Genomic DNA, 15,281 nt, shown 5'->3' on the forward strand with positions numbered 1-15,281 from the left:
AGTTTATATAGCTCCAATCCATAAACGACTAAGCATAGCCGTCAAAACAGGCGTATTCTTAATCATCGCTGAAGCTACAAATGAATGTTCCAAAGCATGTTGAATACCGGTTACTGGAATCATTGCTAACAATAGCAATACCATAAAAATGGTAACGTAAGTCACAATAAAACCAATAATTCCTCCACTAAGAACATTTACATCATTGTACATTGGAAAATATGTCAGTCTCTTAAAATAAAGACCTGTGAAACGAACAATTATCCAACCAATGAAACAAATAAATATAAAAGCAAAGGCACGGTAAAATGCATTATCTAGTTCCATACCAACTTTTGTTGAGAAAAAGGCAAATTCACTACCCAAACTTGCCGAAGGATAAGGCACAATCATTTCAAATTTAGGTCCTAATCCTCGAAAGGACACTAAGGCCAAACAGAAAAACAAAACATATCCAACAGCATAAAATGCTTCCATGGCTAAACCACGTCGAGCACCAATATAAAAACCATAAATCAAAAGTAAAATAAGTAACAGACTAAGCATTATTTCCCCTTACTTCAATCATGCTAAAAAGCGAATTTATAAATCATTATTGATAAGACTATAAACAACCAAACGATTGGCTTCCGCCAATCGTCAATTTGTTTTATTATAGCTTATTCATCTTCGTCACTTGTGAAGGTATTCAAAACCTCTTGAACCATATCCCATTCTTCAGGATCATCAATCGGATCTAAGTCTCCAGCATCGACATCGCCATTTGCATCTGGTGTAAATGAGAATGCTTGAATTTCTATTTCATCTGAATCTTCTGATGCTTTTGGATATAAGAATACATATGATTTACCATAGTCATCTGAATCAAAAGTAAAAAGAATTTTATAAACTTCTTCATTACCTTGGTCATCACTTAAAATAACTTCGTCTAAATCTTTTGGTGGTTGTTTTTCACTCATATTTATCACCTTAATTTCGTGTAAGTTTACCTTTAGCATCAAGATAATTCTGAAGAATCATCTCGGCGGCAATCTTATCAATTACTTTCTTACGTTTTTTACGAGACACATCCGCCTCATTTATTAACATTCTTTCAGCTTGAACCGTAGTTAAACGTTCATCAATAAAGTCAATTGGCAAATGAAACCTATCTTCGACCATTTTGCCATACTCACGAGATTTTTCTACTCTTGGTCCTTCAGTATTATTCATATTCTTAGGCAATCCCAATACAATTCCTGTGGGTTGTTTTTCTTTGATGATTTCGCCTAAACGATCTAAGCCAAAATCTTCCTTATCCTCGTTAATACGAATAATCTCTACTCCTTGAGCTGTCCAGCCTAATAAATCGCTACAGGCAACTCCAACAGTTCTCGAGCCAACGTCTAAACCTAATAATCTCATTTATTTACCTTGATTGAGATAACTTTTAACTAATTCTTCGATTATCTCGTCTCTTTCATGTTTCAAAATCAAATTACGGGCATCATTATGTCTTGGAATGTAAGCTGGATCACCAGACAGTAGGTAACCAACAATTTGGTTAATTGGATTATAACCCTTTTCTTCTAGTGATTGGTAAACACTTTGCAGTGTTTCTTTAACATCTTTGCCTTTGTTTTCATTAAAGTCAAAACTCATAGTTTTATCAAGTGAACTCATGGCAAACCTCCGTATAACTAAAATTTAAGTGACCGAAAAGCTTCATTTCAATTATAGCCCACTTTAATAAGATTTAATAATATCTTTAGCTAATTGTAACGCATTTGTTAAACCAGCAGGATTCTTACCACCAGCTTGCGCCATATCGGGACGGCCACCGCCGCCACCTTGAATTTCCTTAGATATTTTCTTAATTAAATCTCCAGCTTTAACACCTTTAGCTTGAGCATCTTTGTTAACAGCAACGACAAGACTGGCCTTATCGTCTCCACTAGCACCAAGAATCAAAATATCTGACTTATTGTCATTCTTCCAGTTATCAGCTAATTGTCTAAGCGCAGCCATGTCGGCTGGAATAATATTAGCAATAATCTTGTAGCCATTGATTTCTTCTACATTATCGAAAACTTCAGCAGATTTTTGACTTGTGAGTTGTGTCTTCAAGTTCTGGTTGTCACGTTTGAGGGCTTTGATTTCATCAACTAATTGAGTTGCGCGACTAGGCACATCCTTCAATTGGTTAACTTTAATATTTTTAGCAGTTTCTTGCAATGTTTGTAGTTGTTCATTTAGATATTCAAAAGCCTCTTCACCTGTTACGGCTTCGATTCTTCTTGTACCTGAACCAATAGCTGATTCTGAAGTGATCTTGAATAATCCCAATTCAGAAGTATTACGAGCATGTGTACCACCACAGAATTCAACTGAATAATCTCCAACTTCAACGACTCGAACTGTATCACCATATTTTTCACTAAACATGGCAATAGCACCCTTCTTCTTTTTGGCTTCTTCAATTGGCAAAACTTCTGTTTTAACTGGAATAGCAGCCCAGATTTTTTCATTAACAATCTTTTCAAGTTCTGAAATTTGTTCTGATGTCAAAGCAGCGTTGCTATTGAAATCAAAACGCAAGTAATCTGGTTCAACTAATGAACCGGCTTGATGAGTTCTAGCACTAACTACATCACGTAAAGCTTGATCTAACAAGTGAGTTGCTGTGTGATTGTGACGAACCTTTTCACGGAAATCACCATCGATCTTCAATTGATATTCTGTATCAACATCAAGTTCTGACATGATATTTACCAAATGAATATTTTGACCATTAGGTGCATGTTGAACATCAACGACTTCAGCAACTTGATTACCTTTAAGATCATAAATATTACCAGCATCAGCAACTTGTCCACCCATTTCGGCATAGAAAGGAGTTGTATCAAAGATAAGTTGAGCTTGGCCTTCAGTAACTGACTTAACTTCCTTATCGTCCATAATAATATTCTTCAAAGTACTTTGAGTTTCGTTATGATCATAACCGACAAACTCACTAGGTGTCTTGATTTCCATCAAGGTTTCATCTTGCATACCCATTGATTGCAAGTTTCCACGAGCATCACGAGCACGTTGTTTTTGTTCTTCCATGTTTTGCTTGAATCCGGCTTCATCAACACTTAAACCTTCGTCATTAGCATATTCACGAGTTAATTCCATTGGGAAACCATAAGTATCATAAAGCTTGAAAGCATTAGCTCCGTCAATAACAGTTTCATTCTTCTTACGAAGATCAGCAATTACACCGTTAAGTAGAGCCAATCCAGCATCAAGTGTTTCTGAGAAACGTTTTTCTTCTTGTTGAATTGTCTTTGAAATGAATTCTTGTTGTTGGCTAACTTCTGGATAATAACTTTCCATAATTCTACCAACAATTGGTGTCAATCTATATAAGAATGGTCCATTAATACCTAGCTTCTTACCATTCAAAACAGCACGTCTGATCAAACGTCTAATAACATAACCACGACCCTCATTTGAAGGAAGTGCTCCATCACCAATAGCAAATGAAACAGTTCTAGCATGATCAGCAATAATTTTGAAGGAAATATCATCTTCATCATTTACGCCATACTTCTTGCCACTTAATTCACCAACATCTTCAATCAATGGCATGAATAAATCAGTTTCAAAGTTAGTTTTAGTACCTTGAATAATTGAAACCAAACGTTCTAGTCCCATACCCGTATCAATGTTTTTATGTGGTTGTTCAACATATTGACCATTTGGCAAATGATTCAATTCTGAGAAAACAATATTCCAAACTTCAAGGTAACGTTCATTTTCGCCACCAGGATAGTTTTCAGGATCATCTTCTGAAAGATTGTTGAATTCTTGACCACGATCATAGAAAATTTCTGAATCGGGACCACAAGGACCTTCACCAATATCCCAGAAGTTATCTTCATTCTTTAAAATATGATCTTGAGGAATACCAACTTCAGCCCAAAGCTTTTGAGTTTCAGTATCTTTAGGATAAGTTGTGACATACATGTTATTAACGTCCATCCCGATCCAATCAGGACTTGTTAGAAATTCAAAAGCCCAAGGAATAACTTCTTTCTTAAAGTAATCACCAACTGAGAAATTACCCATCATTTCGAAGAATGTTTGGTGACGTGCAGTCTTACCAACATTTTCAATATCATTAGTTCTGATACACTTTTGAGCATTAGTAATTCTAGGATTCTTTGGTACAACAGTTCCATCAAAGTATTTCTTTAAAGTAGCAACACCAGAGTTGATCCATAAAAGTGTTGGATCATCTTGTGGTATCAATGATGCACTAGGTTCAATCATGTGACCTTTTGATTGGAAAAAGTCTAAAAACATCTTTCTTATTTCAGCACTTGATAAATTCTTCATTTTATCTCCCCAAAAAAGCGAAAAATCGCTGCAACTCCAAGGACGCCACTGCGCGGTACCACCTTGTTTGCAACGATTTTCGTTAGCCTCTCAACAATTATTATCTACGATTTAAATTGGCAGCATCTTTATAACAAATATTTAGGCTTTTTCACCGACTAGCCTTCTCTGAAAAACATTCACTATAAGATATATCCAAGGAAAATATTAACCATCAACTTAAAAATTGTCAATATTTATATAGTTGCGAAACTAGCTATTACGTCTTGCTTCTCTTTCTTTTCTACGATCTTGTCTGATCTTGATCTTTCTTTGTTGACGATGTTCTTCGTTGATTGCCTTCTTGATCTTCTTCTTATAGCCTGGTTTTTTCTTAGTCTTTTGTTTCTTAACATAACCAACTAACTTAGTATCAAGCTTTTCTTGTGTAGCTTTTCTAGTATCACGACGATCACGTTCTTGAGCATCAACAATTTCACCATGCTTAATATCTTTAGGAGTAAACTTAATCCCTATATGTTCGATTTCGGCAACCTTATTCTCTTCACCGGGTTCATAGAAAGTAATGGCAGTACCAGACATCTTATTACGACCAGTTCTACCAATACGGTGAATCAAGAAATCAAGGTCTGTAGGGATCTCAGCATTGATAACATGTGAAACTCCACTAATATCAATTCCACGAGCAGCTAAATCAGTTGCTATGACATATTGATATTCCATATTTTCGATCTGTTTCATTGTTCGCTTACGTTCTCTTGGGGTTAAGCCACCATGAATACGAGCAACCTTCAAACCTTTATTACGTAAGTAATGATAAATTTCATCAACTGTTTTCTTAGTATTAGCAAATACTAGAACCAAATATGGCTCTCCAAGAGTCATCAATTGATAAATAATTTCCTTTTTGTCACGACCATGTGTGAACATCAACCAATTGTCAACGTTTCTAGGAATAATGTTATTATTCTTGATTTCAACACGTTGTGGTCCATGCATATACTTCTTTAAAAATGGTTCTAACTTTTGAGGAATAGTAGCTGAAAAGACCATCATTTCACGATCTTCAGGTAATTTCTCAGTAATATGGTCAACTTCGTTCAAGAAGCCCATATCTAAAGTCATATCAGCTTCATCAATAACATATCTTTGGACATTTTCAACGTGAAGATCATTTTCACGAATCAAATCCCACAAGCGTCCTGGTGTTCCGATAGCAATTTGTGGCTGGTGAGCTTCTAGCTTTCTCTTTTGTCTTTCGCGATCAGCACCACCAACAAAGATGAAGGCATTATACTCTTCAGGATAATTCTTCAAAATTGCTTGAGTATCTTCATAGATCTGATAAGCTAACTCTCTACTTGGTGTAGCAATCAAGAGTTGAACTTCTTGATCCTTAGTTAAAGCATTCATTGATGGCAACAAGAATGCATGTGTTTTACCCGAACCTGTTTCAGATTGAACAATAATATCTTTTTTCTTATTGACCAAAGAAATTACTGCCTCTTGTACTGGCGTTGGTTCGTCAAAATTTATTTCTTTCAATGACTTATTAATAGAGTCATTAAAATTATATTGTGAAAATTTAGTCATCTATTCACCCTTCTGGTTATATTCAGTAACAATATCTTTCAATTCTTCAAACATTTGTTTTACTTCATCAAGATCTTGAGCAGTAGCACCACTGGCTAATGGATGTCCACCACCATCGTGCTTCTTAGCTAATTCATTAATAATTGGTCCTTGAGAACGCAAATGCATTCTGAAAGTACCATCGTCTTTTTGAACAGCCTCCATCCAAGAACATACTTCTTTCAAACGTCCTGGTGTTGAAACCACAGAATTAGCTTGTTCTTGGTTAATGCCCAACTTCTTCATCAAATCCAAATCAATTACGCCTAAAGCCGCACCTGATTCATCAATTTGAAGTAAATCGAACATTACACCTTGCAACTTAGCTTGTTTTAAAGTGATCTCATTCATCTTATTGTTAATAGCAGCGGTATCAACTCCTAAAGCAATAAACTTACCGCCAACTTCCATTGTATGTTGAGTTGTTGAAGGATATAAGAATCTTCCTGTATCTCCAACAATACCAGCATAAAGGTAGTAAGCTACTTCTTTAGTCAATTGTAGTTCATCACAACTTTCAATCAAATCAGCAATGATTTCTGAACTAGAACTAGCATCAGTATTAACAAAAAGTTGATCTCCATAAGCATCATCATTAGGATGATGATCGATCTTGATTAAGAAAGCTCCATCATCAAAACGTTGATCGTCAATTCTTGGTTGATTAGCAGTGTCAGTAACGATTACTAGTGCATCCTTATAATCTTCATCGGTTACTTCTTGTGCTGTTGAAAGCCATTTGAGACCTTCAGTATCATTACCACCAATCAAAACTTTTTTATTTGGAAATGCTTGGCGAATTGTTGTTGCTAAACCAGCTTGTGACCCCAATGCATCAGGATCTGGATTTTGATGACGTAGAATGATAATTCTATCATATTTTTTAATTGTTGCAATTATTTCAGCAAAGCTATTCATAATTGTCCCCCTTGTAAGACAAATTCAAAGAAACTTCTTCATATGATAATGGATCTAGATTCGTAATCGTAATTCCCAGCAAACGAATCTTTTGATCAGTTACCTTTAATTTATCATAAATATCCTTAGCAACACGATAAATTTCTCCTTTTGTCTGCACATAATCTTGAAAACTCATACGTTTAGTAATCGTTTCAAACTCAGAGTTTCGCAATTTCAGAACAACTGTTTTGCCGTGTTGTCGTTGTTTCTTTAAATCCTGACTGACTTTTTCTGACAAGAAAATTAATTCTTGATTGATTTGTTCATCAGTTACTAAATTTCGATTATAGGTTCGTTCACGACCAATTGATTTACGTAGACGATGCCCTTCTACTGGCGAATCATCAATTCCATGAACTCGTTTATAAATTACGTAACCCATCTTACCAAATCTTTTCAAAAAGGCATCCTGATCTAAATTTTGTAAATCTTCACCCGTATAAATATCCATTTCATGCAATTTTTCCTGCATGGCTTTTCCAATACCATTGAATTTTTCAATTGGAATTGGCTTCAAAAATTCTTTAGCGTATTTACCCAAAATAATCGTTCGACCAAATGGTTTTCGATAATCAGAAGCCATCTTTGCTAAAAACTTATTATAGGAAATTCCCACTGAACAAGTTAATCTGGTTTCCTTAACAATTCTTTGCTGAATGTAATTGGCCAATTTAATAGTATTGGGCTCGTTCATTTTATTATGAGTAACATCTAGGTAAGCTTCATCCAAAGCAACCGTTTGGTAATTATCCGTCACATCACCAAAAATATCATGAATCTGATTAGATACAGTGCGATACAATTCAAAATTCGGTGGTGAGATAACTAACTTTTCTTTAGGAATTAAATCAACCGCCTGTTGAGCTGGCATAGCCGAGTGAGCACCATATTTACGAGCATTATAATTGGCAGTTGTCACCACTCCATGATGATTATGTTTTCGTGGATCTTGTGCCACGATCAAACATTTCTTTTTATACTCTGGATGCTCTCTTTCTTCCACTGAAGCGAAAAAAGCATCCATGTCAACATGGATGATTTTTCTATTTTCTTCAATTTTAATGGGTATTTTTAAAAAGATGAAACAGCACCACCTTTAGTCCCAGATCCAAGAATTACCATCACGTTCAAGTAACATTTCTGCAGCATCAGGACCCATTGTTCCACTAATATAATTTGGAAAATCTGGTTGTTGATCAGCCCAACGTTCTTCAACAGTATCGATATATTTCCAAGTACTTCTCAATTCGTCCCAAAGTGTAAAGTGAACTCTATCACCAGAAAGAATATCAATAATCAAACTTTCATAAGCCTCACGAGCATTATCAAAGTCGCCCTCTTCAGGGAACTTAATGAAATCTTGACCTGATTCTTTATAGTCAATTCCATTGATCAAAATACTGTGATTATCGGTTCTTTCAATTAATAGTGTAACAACTGTATTAGCCTTAATACCTAATTCAGTTACATTACTATTGAAAACAATATCAATTCGTGAAGCCTTACCTGGCATTCTCTTACCTGAACGAACATAAAATGGTACACCACTCCAACGCTTTGAATCAAATTCAAGCTTACCAGCTGTATAAGTTTCAATATTAGAATCTTCTGCAACCTTATCTTCTTGACGATAGGCTTTTTCGTTACCTAACTTGTCAGTATCATATTGTCCGCGGACAAAGTCTTTATCAACTTGTTCAGGAGTCATTTCTTTTAAACTACCAAAGAGGTCGCATTTGTTCTTATGAATGACATCAGCTTCCTTGGCTTCTGGAGCATCACTCGCAATGGCACCAATGATTTGCATAATATGATTTTGGACCATATCACGTAAAACACCAGCCGTTTCATAATATCCACCACGGTCTTCAACACCGATTGCTTCAGCCAAAGTTACTTGGATATTAGAAACATACTTGTTATTTAATGCTTCCTCAAATTTAGCATTAGTAGCACGGATATTAGGAATATCTTGAACCATCTTCTTACCAAGATAATGATCAATACGATAAATATCATTTTCTGGGAAAGCTTTAGAAATATTTCCATTCAACTCACAAGCTGAATCTAAATCACGTCCAAATGGCTTTTCGATAACTAAACGATTATAACCATCTGTCTTCAAACCTTCTGAATTAATGTGTTCAGCAACTGTTCCAAAGAATCTTGGTGCAATTGCCATGTAATAAACTCGATTATGACCAGCCTCAAATTGATCATCAAGTTTTGCTGCCAAATTCTTCAAAGCAATATAATGTTCTGAATCATTAACATCGTGTGATTGATAGAAGAAATGCTTAGCAAAGCCTTGCATAATCTCTTCATCATCATCAAAGTAGTCCTTCAAAGAAGTGATAACAGTTTCACGGAAATAGTCATCACTCCAAGGACGACGAGCTGTACCGATAACGGCAAAGTGATCCTTTAAAAATCCAGATTTATACAAACGGAATAAAGAAGGATAAAGCTTTCTATGAGCAAGATCCCCAGAACCCCCAAAAATAATAAAAATTGCTGATTTTTCTGTAACCATTTTTAAACTCCTTTGATAGCATCATGTACTTATATTTTACATCATGACTTATTAAACATCTGCATTATTGACTTATTATTTTTTCAATAGTTTACTTGACATGCCTAGCTCGGGGCTTTTACTTAACTTTGGCTAAAGTATAAGCTTGCCGTCTTCCACTACGCTAGGAATGGTCTGGAACGCCATGGGCATCGTTTGAAACCAATTAAAGTTCAAATTGTTTCCAAATCGAGCCTTATTCTAAGCCGGCACAAGTCGCCGACTAAGAATAATTTCATGGCTGAGACCATCCTATCTCCGTTACAGACTAGACTATAAATTAATATTTTTTTATTTTAAATTTGCTATGATTTATATCTGTAAAAAACTCTAAACTTATAAATTAGTTTTAATAAAACAAAAAATTAACAGATATCTTAGCCTGGAACAAAAATTAGAATTAGCTCAGCCGTGAAATTCACTTAGTGGTTTACCACTTAGTGAATGGTCGAGCTTGAAGACCGTGGACGTAGGCCATGGGCTCCAAGTCGTGCCCACAGCGTTCCAGCTAAATTCTAATTTTTGTGGAAGGCGGGAATTACACTTTAGTAAGAACCATCACCTCATAAACTATCTTTCTAACGGTATAAATACTAAACCCTAGAGTGCACTTTAACGCAAGTGATATGGATGAGAAATAATCCTAAGGAGTTAAAATTAAGGAAAAATTCAGAATCTTCATAATCATATAGAACTTATTCCTACTTATAGATTCTTTTCCAAGTCAGCTATCAAACTCAAATTACTAGGTTTCCAAGCAAGTTCTTTTTGAGTCATTTTACTGTCAGCTGGAATATCCAAACCGAAAAGATTGTTTACATTGAATGCATCTTCATTAGATAAACTGGCAAAATCAATTTCAGGTCGTGATTCCACTGGTAAACCCAACTTTTGTCCGATAGCTTTTGCAATGTCAATTGTCTTAATTTGTCCTTCACCCACGGCATTAAATACATGTAACGAATGATTATCTCCTAAAGCATATTTTAAGGTCTTAACGAATAAGTTGGCTGCATCACAGTAGTTGACTGCATTCCAACGATTTTGCCCATCGCCAAAATAAGAAACTTTACCTGTTTTTTGTGCTTGGGCAACAATCATTGAAACAATTCCATAACGGCCATCACCGTGAACTGACGGTGCTAATCGAACTACATAAGCATTAACACCTTGTTCTACTAATTCTCGAGCTAAAAATTCTGAACGACGTGGGATTACTTTTTCTACGCCTGCAAAACCAGTGTCTTCTTCTGTTAAAACATGATTAGGATTAAGTCCCGCAGTTCCAGCTGTTACAATCAAGGGTTTATCAGTACCTCTCAAAACTTCTCCAAAACTTTTAATTGCTTCAGTATCAATTCGACCTGCTTGAGCAAAATGTTCGAAATCATTAACAAATCCTAAATGTAAAACCGCATCAGCTTTTTGAGCCGAAGTCTTCAAAACATCTAGATCCTCTAAAGTTCCCATCACGGGAACACCACCCATTTGAGTTAACTTATCGGCACTTCTTTGTGATCGAGTTAATCCTAAAACTTCAACTTCATTATTGATTAAATCTTGAGCAACTAATGTCCCGATATAGCCTGTGGCTCCTGTCATAAATACACGCATTTAAAATACTTCCTTTTTATTATTAATTTAAAACTTCATTGGTTTATCTTTAGAACACGTTTATAATAACATCGTAGAAATATTAAACTATGTATAATTATCATATGACGTTGTAGCAATAGACATCATCGAATAATTGTAGAAAAGGAAGACACTTTTGACTAATTTACAAAATGAAAGAACTAAAAAATTAATTTATTTAGGTTTCAGAGATTTATTGACTAAAGAATCTTTCAGTAAAATCACTATTAATGAAATAGCAGATAAAGCGATGATTCATCGTTCTACTTTTTACACTCACTTCAACGATAAATACGATTTACTAAATCAGTATTTGAATAGTCAACGAACTGATTCAAATTTTAAAATGGAAGACTTTTTTGATCATCCTTTTACTACCGTAGCAACAATTAATAATCAGGAATTATTGCCACTGTTGTCACTTCAAAATAATGATGCTGATTTTCGAACGGGGTTTTTTCAGTTTATTATTGATACCGTGATGGCTGATCAATCAGATAAAACCGAGTTAGACCGTTTCTTCTTTATAGGTCGAATTAAGGCTATCAATTTGTGGATTGAAAAAACCCATCAATCGTATAATCCTTTCGTTGATTATCGTTATTTAGATCAAGTTTTTAAAACCGGAAAAAAATGAACTACCAAAAAAAGAACAGTATTTACTAAGAAATTCAGGCTTTACTTGCCTTGAAAGTCTTAATAGCTACTGTTCCCTTTTTATTTTATCCAGATTCAATACCTATTTCTGTTTGAAGAATCCGGTCAAATATTCGGCTGCTTCTTCAATTGTTTTTAGGCCTTGTCTTTTTCTTATTTCTTCTAACTTAGCTTGAGATTTTTCACTCAAAGTTGAAACGTCAATTTTTTCTGACTTAGATGTTTTATCTGTCATTTAGTCACCTCATTAAGAATTACAATTAGTTATACCATGCGAATCAAGAAAATAAAAAAGATTGAAACTAATAGTTTCAATCTTTTTTAAATTAAATTATTTTGTTTCTTCTTTTGTATCGTCTTTTTCAGCATCGTCAGTTGATTTTGATTCTTCAGCTTTAACGTCTTCAGCCTTATCAGCTGTTTCTGTAGGTGCTTCTTCCTTAACATCTTTTGTTTCTTCTGCCTTAGCTGCAGGCTTGTTATCCTTAACAGCATCTGTTGTAACTTTATCAGCAGGAGTTGCACGACGAATGAAGTTCAAGTCAAATGTTAAATAAATTCCATCACAATCAACAACGACTTCTTTATTTTCACGATCGATAGATGCAATCACACCTTTGATACCACCAAGTGTAACAACCTTGTCACCCTTGTTCATACCTTGGAGCATTTCTTGACGCTTTTGTTGTTGTTTCTTTTGTGGACGAATTGATAAAAAGTACATACCAACGAACATAACAACAATAAGAATCAAAAACATTGATGAGCCACCAGCAGCACCGGCGCCTAATGTAAGCATATTCAAATTTTCCACCTCTTAATAATTTGCATAAGTATAGAGTAACAAAAAAATTGATGTCTTTCCATACTAGAAGATTTTTCTTATCAAAATCTTCTAAAAATTCTTAGCATTTTCTTGATTAAAACCATAATCTTCAAAAACATGTTCTCTAAATTCTAATAAGTTATCATCTTTGATTGCTTGACGAACACCCTTCATCAAATTCAACAAGAAGTAAAGGTTATGGTAACTAGTTAGGTGTGTTCCAAACAATTCATTAGCATTGATCAAATGACGAATGTAAGCACGTGAATAATTACGACAAACATAACAGTCACAATTATCATCTAGTGGTCCAAAATCACGAGCATATTTAGCGTTTTTAACGACTAAACGACCATGACTTGTCATACATGTACCATTTCTAGCAATTCTAGTTGGTAAGACACAATCAAACATATCAATACCACGAATAACTCCGTCAATCAATGAATCGGCTGTACCCACTCCCATCAAGTAACGAGGCTTGTTTTCAGGTAACATTGGTGTAGTAAAATCAAGAACACGATTCATTTCACTCTTTGATTCACCAACAGATAGACCACCGATTGAATAACCAGGGAAATCCATACTTACTAAATCACGAGCACTTTGCTTACGTAGTTCTTCAAATCCTGCACCTTGAACAATTCCAAATAATGCTTGCCAATCAGGATTACGATGAGCATTCAATCCACGTTCGGCCCAACGACTTGTTCTAGCAACTGACTTTTTGATGTAGTCATAACTTTCAAAGAAAGGTGGACATTCATCCAAACTCATCATAATATCTGGTCCCAAGTAATTTTCGATCTTAATGGCTTTTTCAGGTGACAAGAATTCACGACGACCATTCAAATGGTTTCTAAAATGAACTCCGGCTTCAGTAATATCACGAGTATTAGCTAGTGAGAACACTTGGAAACCACCAGAATCCGTTAAAATTCCCTTGTCCCAGTTCATGAATTTATGCAAGCCACCGGCTTCTTTAACAATATCTTCACCAGGTCTTAACCAAAGGTGATAAGTATTTGCTAAAACAATCGTGGCACCGATCTTCTCAAGATCTTCTGGTGACATATTCTTTACTGATGCTTCAGTACCAACGGGCATGAAAATTGGTGTTTCAAATGTTCCATGGGGAGTTTCTAGTAAGCCTAGACGAGCACCAGTATGTTTTTCTTTTTTTATTAATGTGTATTTAACAGCTGGTTCCATAAATTTCCTCTACTTAATGAACATCGCATCACCAAAACTGAAGAAACGATATTTCTCCTCAACAGCATGGTGATAAGCGTTCAAGATATTTTCACGACCTGTAAATGCTGCAACGAGCATTACAAGCGTTGATTTTGGTAAATGGAAGTTAGTGATGAATTCATCAACAACTTTCCATTCATAACCGGGTTTAATGAAGATATCCGTCCAACCAGAATCAGCTTTGATTTCTCCATTAAATTTAGTTCCAATTGTTTCCAAAGTTCTAATTGAAGTAGTTCCTGTAGCGACAATCTTGCCACCATTCTTTTTAACATCATTCAAAGTTTTGGCAGAATCTTCATCCAAACGATAAAATTCAGAATGCATTACATGTTTATCAACATCAGTTTCTGTTACTGGTCTAAAAGTTCCTAAGCCAACGTGTAAAGTTACATATACTAACTTGACACCCTTTTCTTCAACCTTTTGAAGAAGTTCTTTTGTCCAATGTAAACCAGCCGTAGGAGCAGCAGCAGAACCGTTTTCTTTAGCATAAACTGTTTGATAACGATCTGGATCATCAAGTTTTTCTTTAATATATGGAGGCAAAGGCATTTCACCTAATTGTTCCAAGATCTCCATAAAGATACCTTGATAATGAAATTCAATGATCTTACCACCATGTTCAAGGTCTTCTAGCACTTCAGCCTCTAATTGACCATCTTCACCAAATTGGACCTTAGTACCAACCTTGGCACGACGAGCTGGTTTCATCAAAACTTCCCACTTGTCGCCTTCAATATTATTTAGCAATAAGACTTCTTCGTGACCATCGGTGTCTTCTTTAGTCCCATACAAACGTGCTGGCAATACTCGAGAATTATTCATTACTAAAGCATCCCCGGGATTTAAGTAATCCAAAATATCATAAAAATGTTTATCTTGGTATTCACCTGTTTCGTGATCTAGAACCAATAATCTTGATTGATCACGATTTTTGATTGGAGTTTGAGCAATTAATTCTTCTGGTAAATTATAATCAAAATCTTCTGTTGATAGTGACATATTTAAATTCTCCTTTTATTTGAATTTTCGTTAAGGATGTCGTCCTCCGTAACAAAGAAAATTGAGCTGGAACGTAGTGGGCACGAATTTGAACCGATTCTACGAATCGTTTCAAATCTCGGCCTTTATCTAAGTTGCTTCGCCACTAAGATAAACTTCACTACTGAGCCCATTTTTTTGTTGCTCCGGACTGGGATTTTGTTTACTTTCTATTTCTACGATTAACTAAAAAGTATATTATCACGATTCATAATATAACAATATAATATTTATAAATACTATCTATCCATAAAGAATCAGAAGATTCTTATTACTATTCATTGTTATTTTAACTAGCAATCATAGAACGCTTAACTTATATCCACAGAGATTTTGCGG

General features: G+C 35.1%; 15 protein-coding genes. 1 reads left to right on the top strand and 14 read right to left on the bottom strand.

The features are described from left to right. Nucleotides 1–3: 3 nt before the first annotated feature. From LAB100_RS10960 to LAB100_RS11005, 10 genes are all read right to left on the bottom strand, one after another. Entirely contained in the window at nt 4–546 is a 543-nt protein-coding gene (locus LAB100_RS10960) for a CvpA family protein (RefSeq protein WP_119327460.1), read from the bottom strand. A 113-nt stretch (nt 547–659) separates the two neighbouring features. Further along, a complete protein-coding gene (locus tag LAB100_RS10965) occupies nt 660–959 on the bottom strand; it encodes a DUF1292 domain-containing protein (RefSeq protein ID WP_119327459.1) in 300 nt (99 codons plus the stop codon). Between the two features lie 10 nt (nt 960–969). Further along, on the bottom strand, nt 970–1,404 hold the full coding sequence (gene ruvX, locus LAB100_RS10970; protein ID WP_119327458.1) for a Holliday junction resolvase RuvX: 435 nt from the start codon (nt 1,402–1,404) through the stop codon (nt 970–972). Beyond that, the gene (locus LAB100_RS10975; RefSeq protein ID WP_010018752.1) at nt 1,405–1,662 is read right to left on the bottom strand and encodes an IreB family regulatory phosphoprotein; all 258 of its coding nucleotides are present in this window, start codon (nt 1,660–1,662) and stop codon (nt 1,405–1,407) included. A 63-nt stretch (nt 1,663–1,725) separates the two neighbouring features. After that, nucleotides 1,726–4,362, bottom strand: a complete 2,637-nt coding sequence (gene alaS / locus LAB100_RS10980) for an alanine--tRNA ligase (protein WP_119327457.1) — start codon at nt 4,360–4,362, stop codon at nt 1,726–1,728. Between the two features lie 252 nt (nt 4,363–4,614). Continuing rightward, entirely contained in the window at nt 4,615–5,955 is a 1,341-nt protein-coding gene (locus LAB100_RS10985) for a DEAD/DEAH box helicase (RefSeq protein ID WP_119327456.1), read from the bottom strand. Continuing rightward, nucleotides 5,956–6,912, bottom strand: coding sequence for a DHH family phosphoesterase (locus LAB100_RS10990; protein ID WP_119327455.1), 957 nt, complete (start codon nt 6,910–6,912; stop codon nt 5,956–5,958). Continuing rightward, the gene (gene dinB, locus LAB100_RS10995; protein WP_119327454.1) at nt 6,905–8,035 is read right to left on the bottom strand and encodes a DNA polymerase IV; all 1,131 of its coding nucleotides are present in this window, start codon (nt 8,033–8,035) and stop codon (nt 6,905–6,907) included. Before dinB ends, LAB100_RS10990 begins: the two co-directional genes overlap by 8 nt. 15 nt (nt 8,036–8,050) lie before the next feature. Then, nucleotides 8,051–9,487: a glucose-6-phosphate dehydrogenase gene (gene zwf, locus LAB100_RS11000; protein ID WP_119327453.1), complete on the bottom strand. Its 1,437-nt coding sequence runs from the start codon at nt 9,485–9,487 to the stop codon at nt 8,051–8,053. A 744-nt stretch (nt 9,488–10,231) separates the two neighbouring features. Next, nucleotides 10,232–11,140, bottom strand: coding sequence for an SDR family oxidoreductase (locus tag LAB100_RS11005; protein WP_119327452.1), 909 nt, complete (start codon nt 11,138–11,140; stop codon nt 10,232–10,234). A 157-nt stretch (nt 11,141–11,297) separates the two neighbouring features. Between LAB100_RS11005 and LAB100_RS11010 the strand changes: the two genes are divergently transcribed. Then, the gene (locus LAB100_RS11010; protein WP_119327451.1) at nt 11,298–11,798 is read left to right on the top strand and encodes a TetR/AcrR family transcriptional regulator; all 501 of its coding nucleotides are present in this window, start codon (nt 11,298–11,300) and stop codon (nt 11,796–11,798) included. A gap of 102 nt (nt 11,799–11,900) precedes the next feature. Here LAB100_RS11010 and LAB100_RS11605 read toward each other — a convergent pair whose 3' ends face one another. From LAB100_RS11605 to queA, 4 genes are all read right to left on the bottom strand, one after another. Then, on the bottom strand, nt 11,901–12,053 hold the full coding sequence (locus LAB100_RS11605) for a hypothetical protein (protein ID WP_162894271.1): 153 nt from the start codon (nt 12,051–12,053) through the stop codon (nt 11,901–11,903). 96 nt (nt 12,054–12,149) lie between these two features. Next, nucleotides 12,150–12,617, bottom strand: coding sequence for a preprotein translocase subunit YajC (gene yajC / locus LAB100_RS11015; RefSeq protein WP_119327483.1), 468 nt, complete (start codon nt 12,615–12,617; stop codon nt 12,150–12,152). A gap of 96 nt (nt 12,618–12,713) precedes the next feature. Further along, nucleotides 12,714–13,856, bottom strand: a complete 1,143-nt coding sequence (gene tgt, locus LAB100_RS11020) for a tRNA guanosine(34) transglycosylase Tgt (protein ID WP_119327450.1) — start codon at nt 13,854–13,856, stop codon at nt 12,714–12,716. A 9-nt stretch (nt 13,857–13,865) separates the two neighbouring features. Then, a complete protein-coding gene (queA, locus tag LAB100_RS11025; RefSeq protein ID WP_119327449.1) occupies nt 13,866–14,903 on the bottom strand; it encodes a tRNA preQ1(34) S-adenosylmethionine ribosyltransferase-isomerase QueA in 1,038 nt (345 codons plus the stop codon). Between the last annotated feature and the right edge of the window lie 378 nt (nt 14,904–15,281).

The sequence above is a fragment of the Companilactobacillus musae genome, assembly GCF_003967595.1.
In the GTDB taxonomy this organism is placed as follows: domain Bacteria; phylum Bacillota; class Bacilli; order Lactobacillales; family Lactobacillaceae; genus Companilactobacillus; species Companilactobacillus musae.

Bases quoted from the DNA above. Each gene is read 5' to 3' on its own strand.
- LAB100_RS11005 (WP_119327452.1), bottom strand. From the start codon at position 11,140: ATGCGTGTATTTATGACAGGAGCCACAGGCTATATCGGGACATTAGTT.
- LAB100_RS10960 (WP_119327460.1), bottom strand. From the start codon at position 546: ATGCTTAGTCTGTTACTTATTTTACTTTTGATTTATGGTTTTTATATT.
- LAB100_RS10975 (WP_010018752.1), bottom strand. From the start codon at position 1,662: ATGAGTTCACTTGATAAAACTATGAGTTTTGACTTTAATGAAAACAAA.
- queA (WP_119327449.1), bottom strand. From the start codon at position 14,903: ATGTCACTATCAACAGAAGATTTTGATTATAATTTACCAGAAGAATTA.
- zwf (WP_119327453.1), bottom strand. From the start codon at position 9,487: ATGGTTACAGAAAAATCAGCAATTTTTATTATTTTTGGGGGTTCTGGG.
- LAB100_RS11605 (WP_162894271.1), bottom strand. From the start codon at position 12,053: ATGACAGATAAAACATCTAAGTCAGAAAAAATTGACGTTTCAACTTTG.
- yajC (WP_119327483.1), bottom strand. From the start codon at position 12,617: ATGCTTACATTAGGCGCCGGTGCTGCTGGTGGCTCATCAATGTTTTTG.
- LAB100_RS10990 (WP_119327455.1), bottom strand. From the start codon at position 6,912: ATGAATAGCTTTGCTGAAATAATTGCAACAATTAAAAAATATGATAGA.
- alaS (WP_119327457.1), bottom strand. From the start codon at position 4,362: ATGAAGAATTTATCAAGTGCTGAAATAAGAAAGATGTTTTTAGACTTT.
- ruvX (WP_119327458.1), bottom strand. From the start codon at position 1,404: ATGAGATTATTAGGTTTAGACGTTGGCTCGAGAACTGTTGGAGTTGCC.
- LAB100_RS10965 (WP_119327459.1), bottom strand. From the start codon at position 959: ATGAGTGAAAAACAACCACCAAAAGATTTAGACGAAGTTATTTTAAGT.
- LAB100_RS10985 (WP_119327456.1), bottom strand. From the start codon at position 5,955: ATGACTAAATTTTCACAATATAATTTTAATGACTCTATTAATAAGTCA.
- tgt (WP_119327450.1), bottom strand. From the start codon at position 13,856: ATGGAACCAGCTGTTAAATACACATTAATAAAAAAAGAAAAACATACT.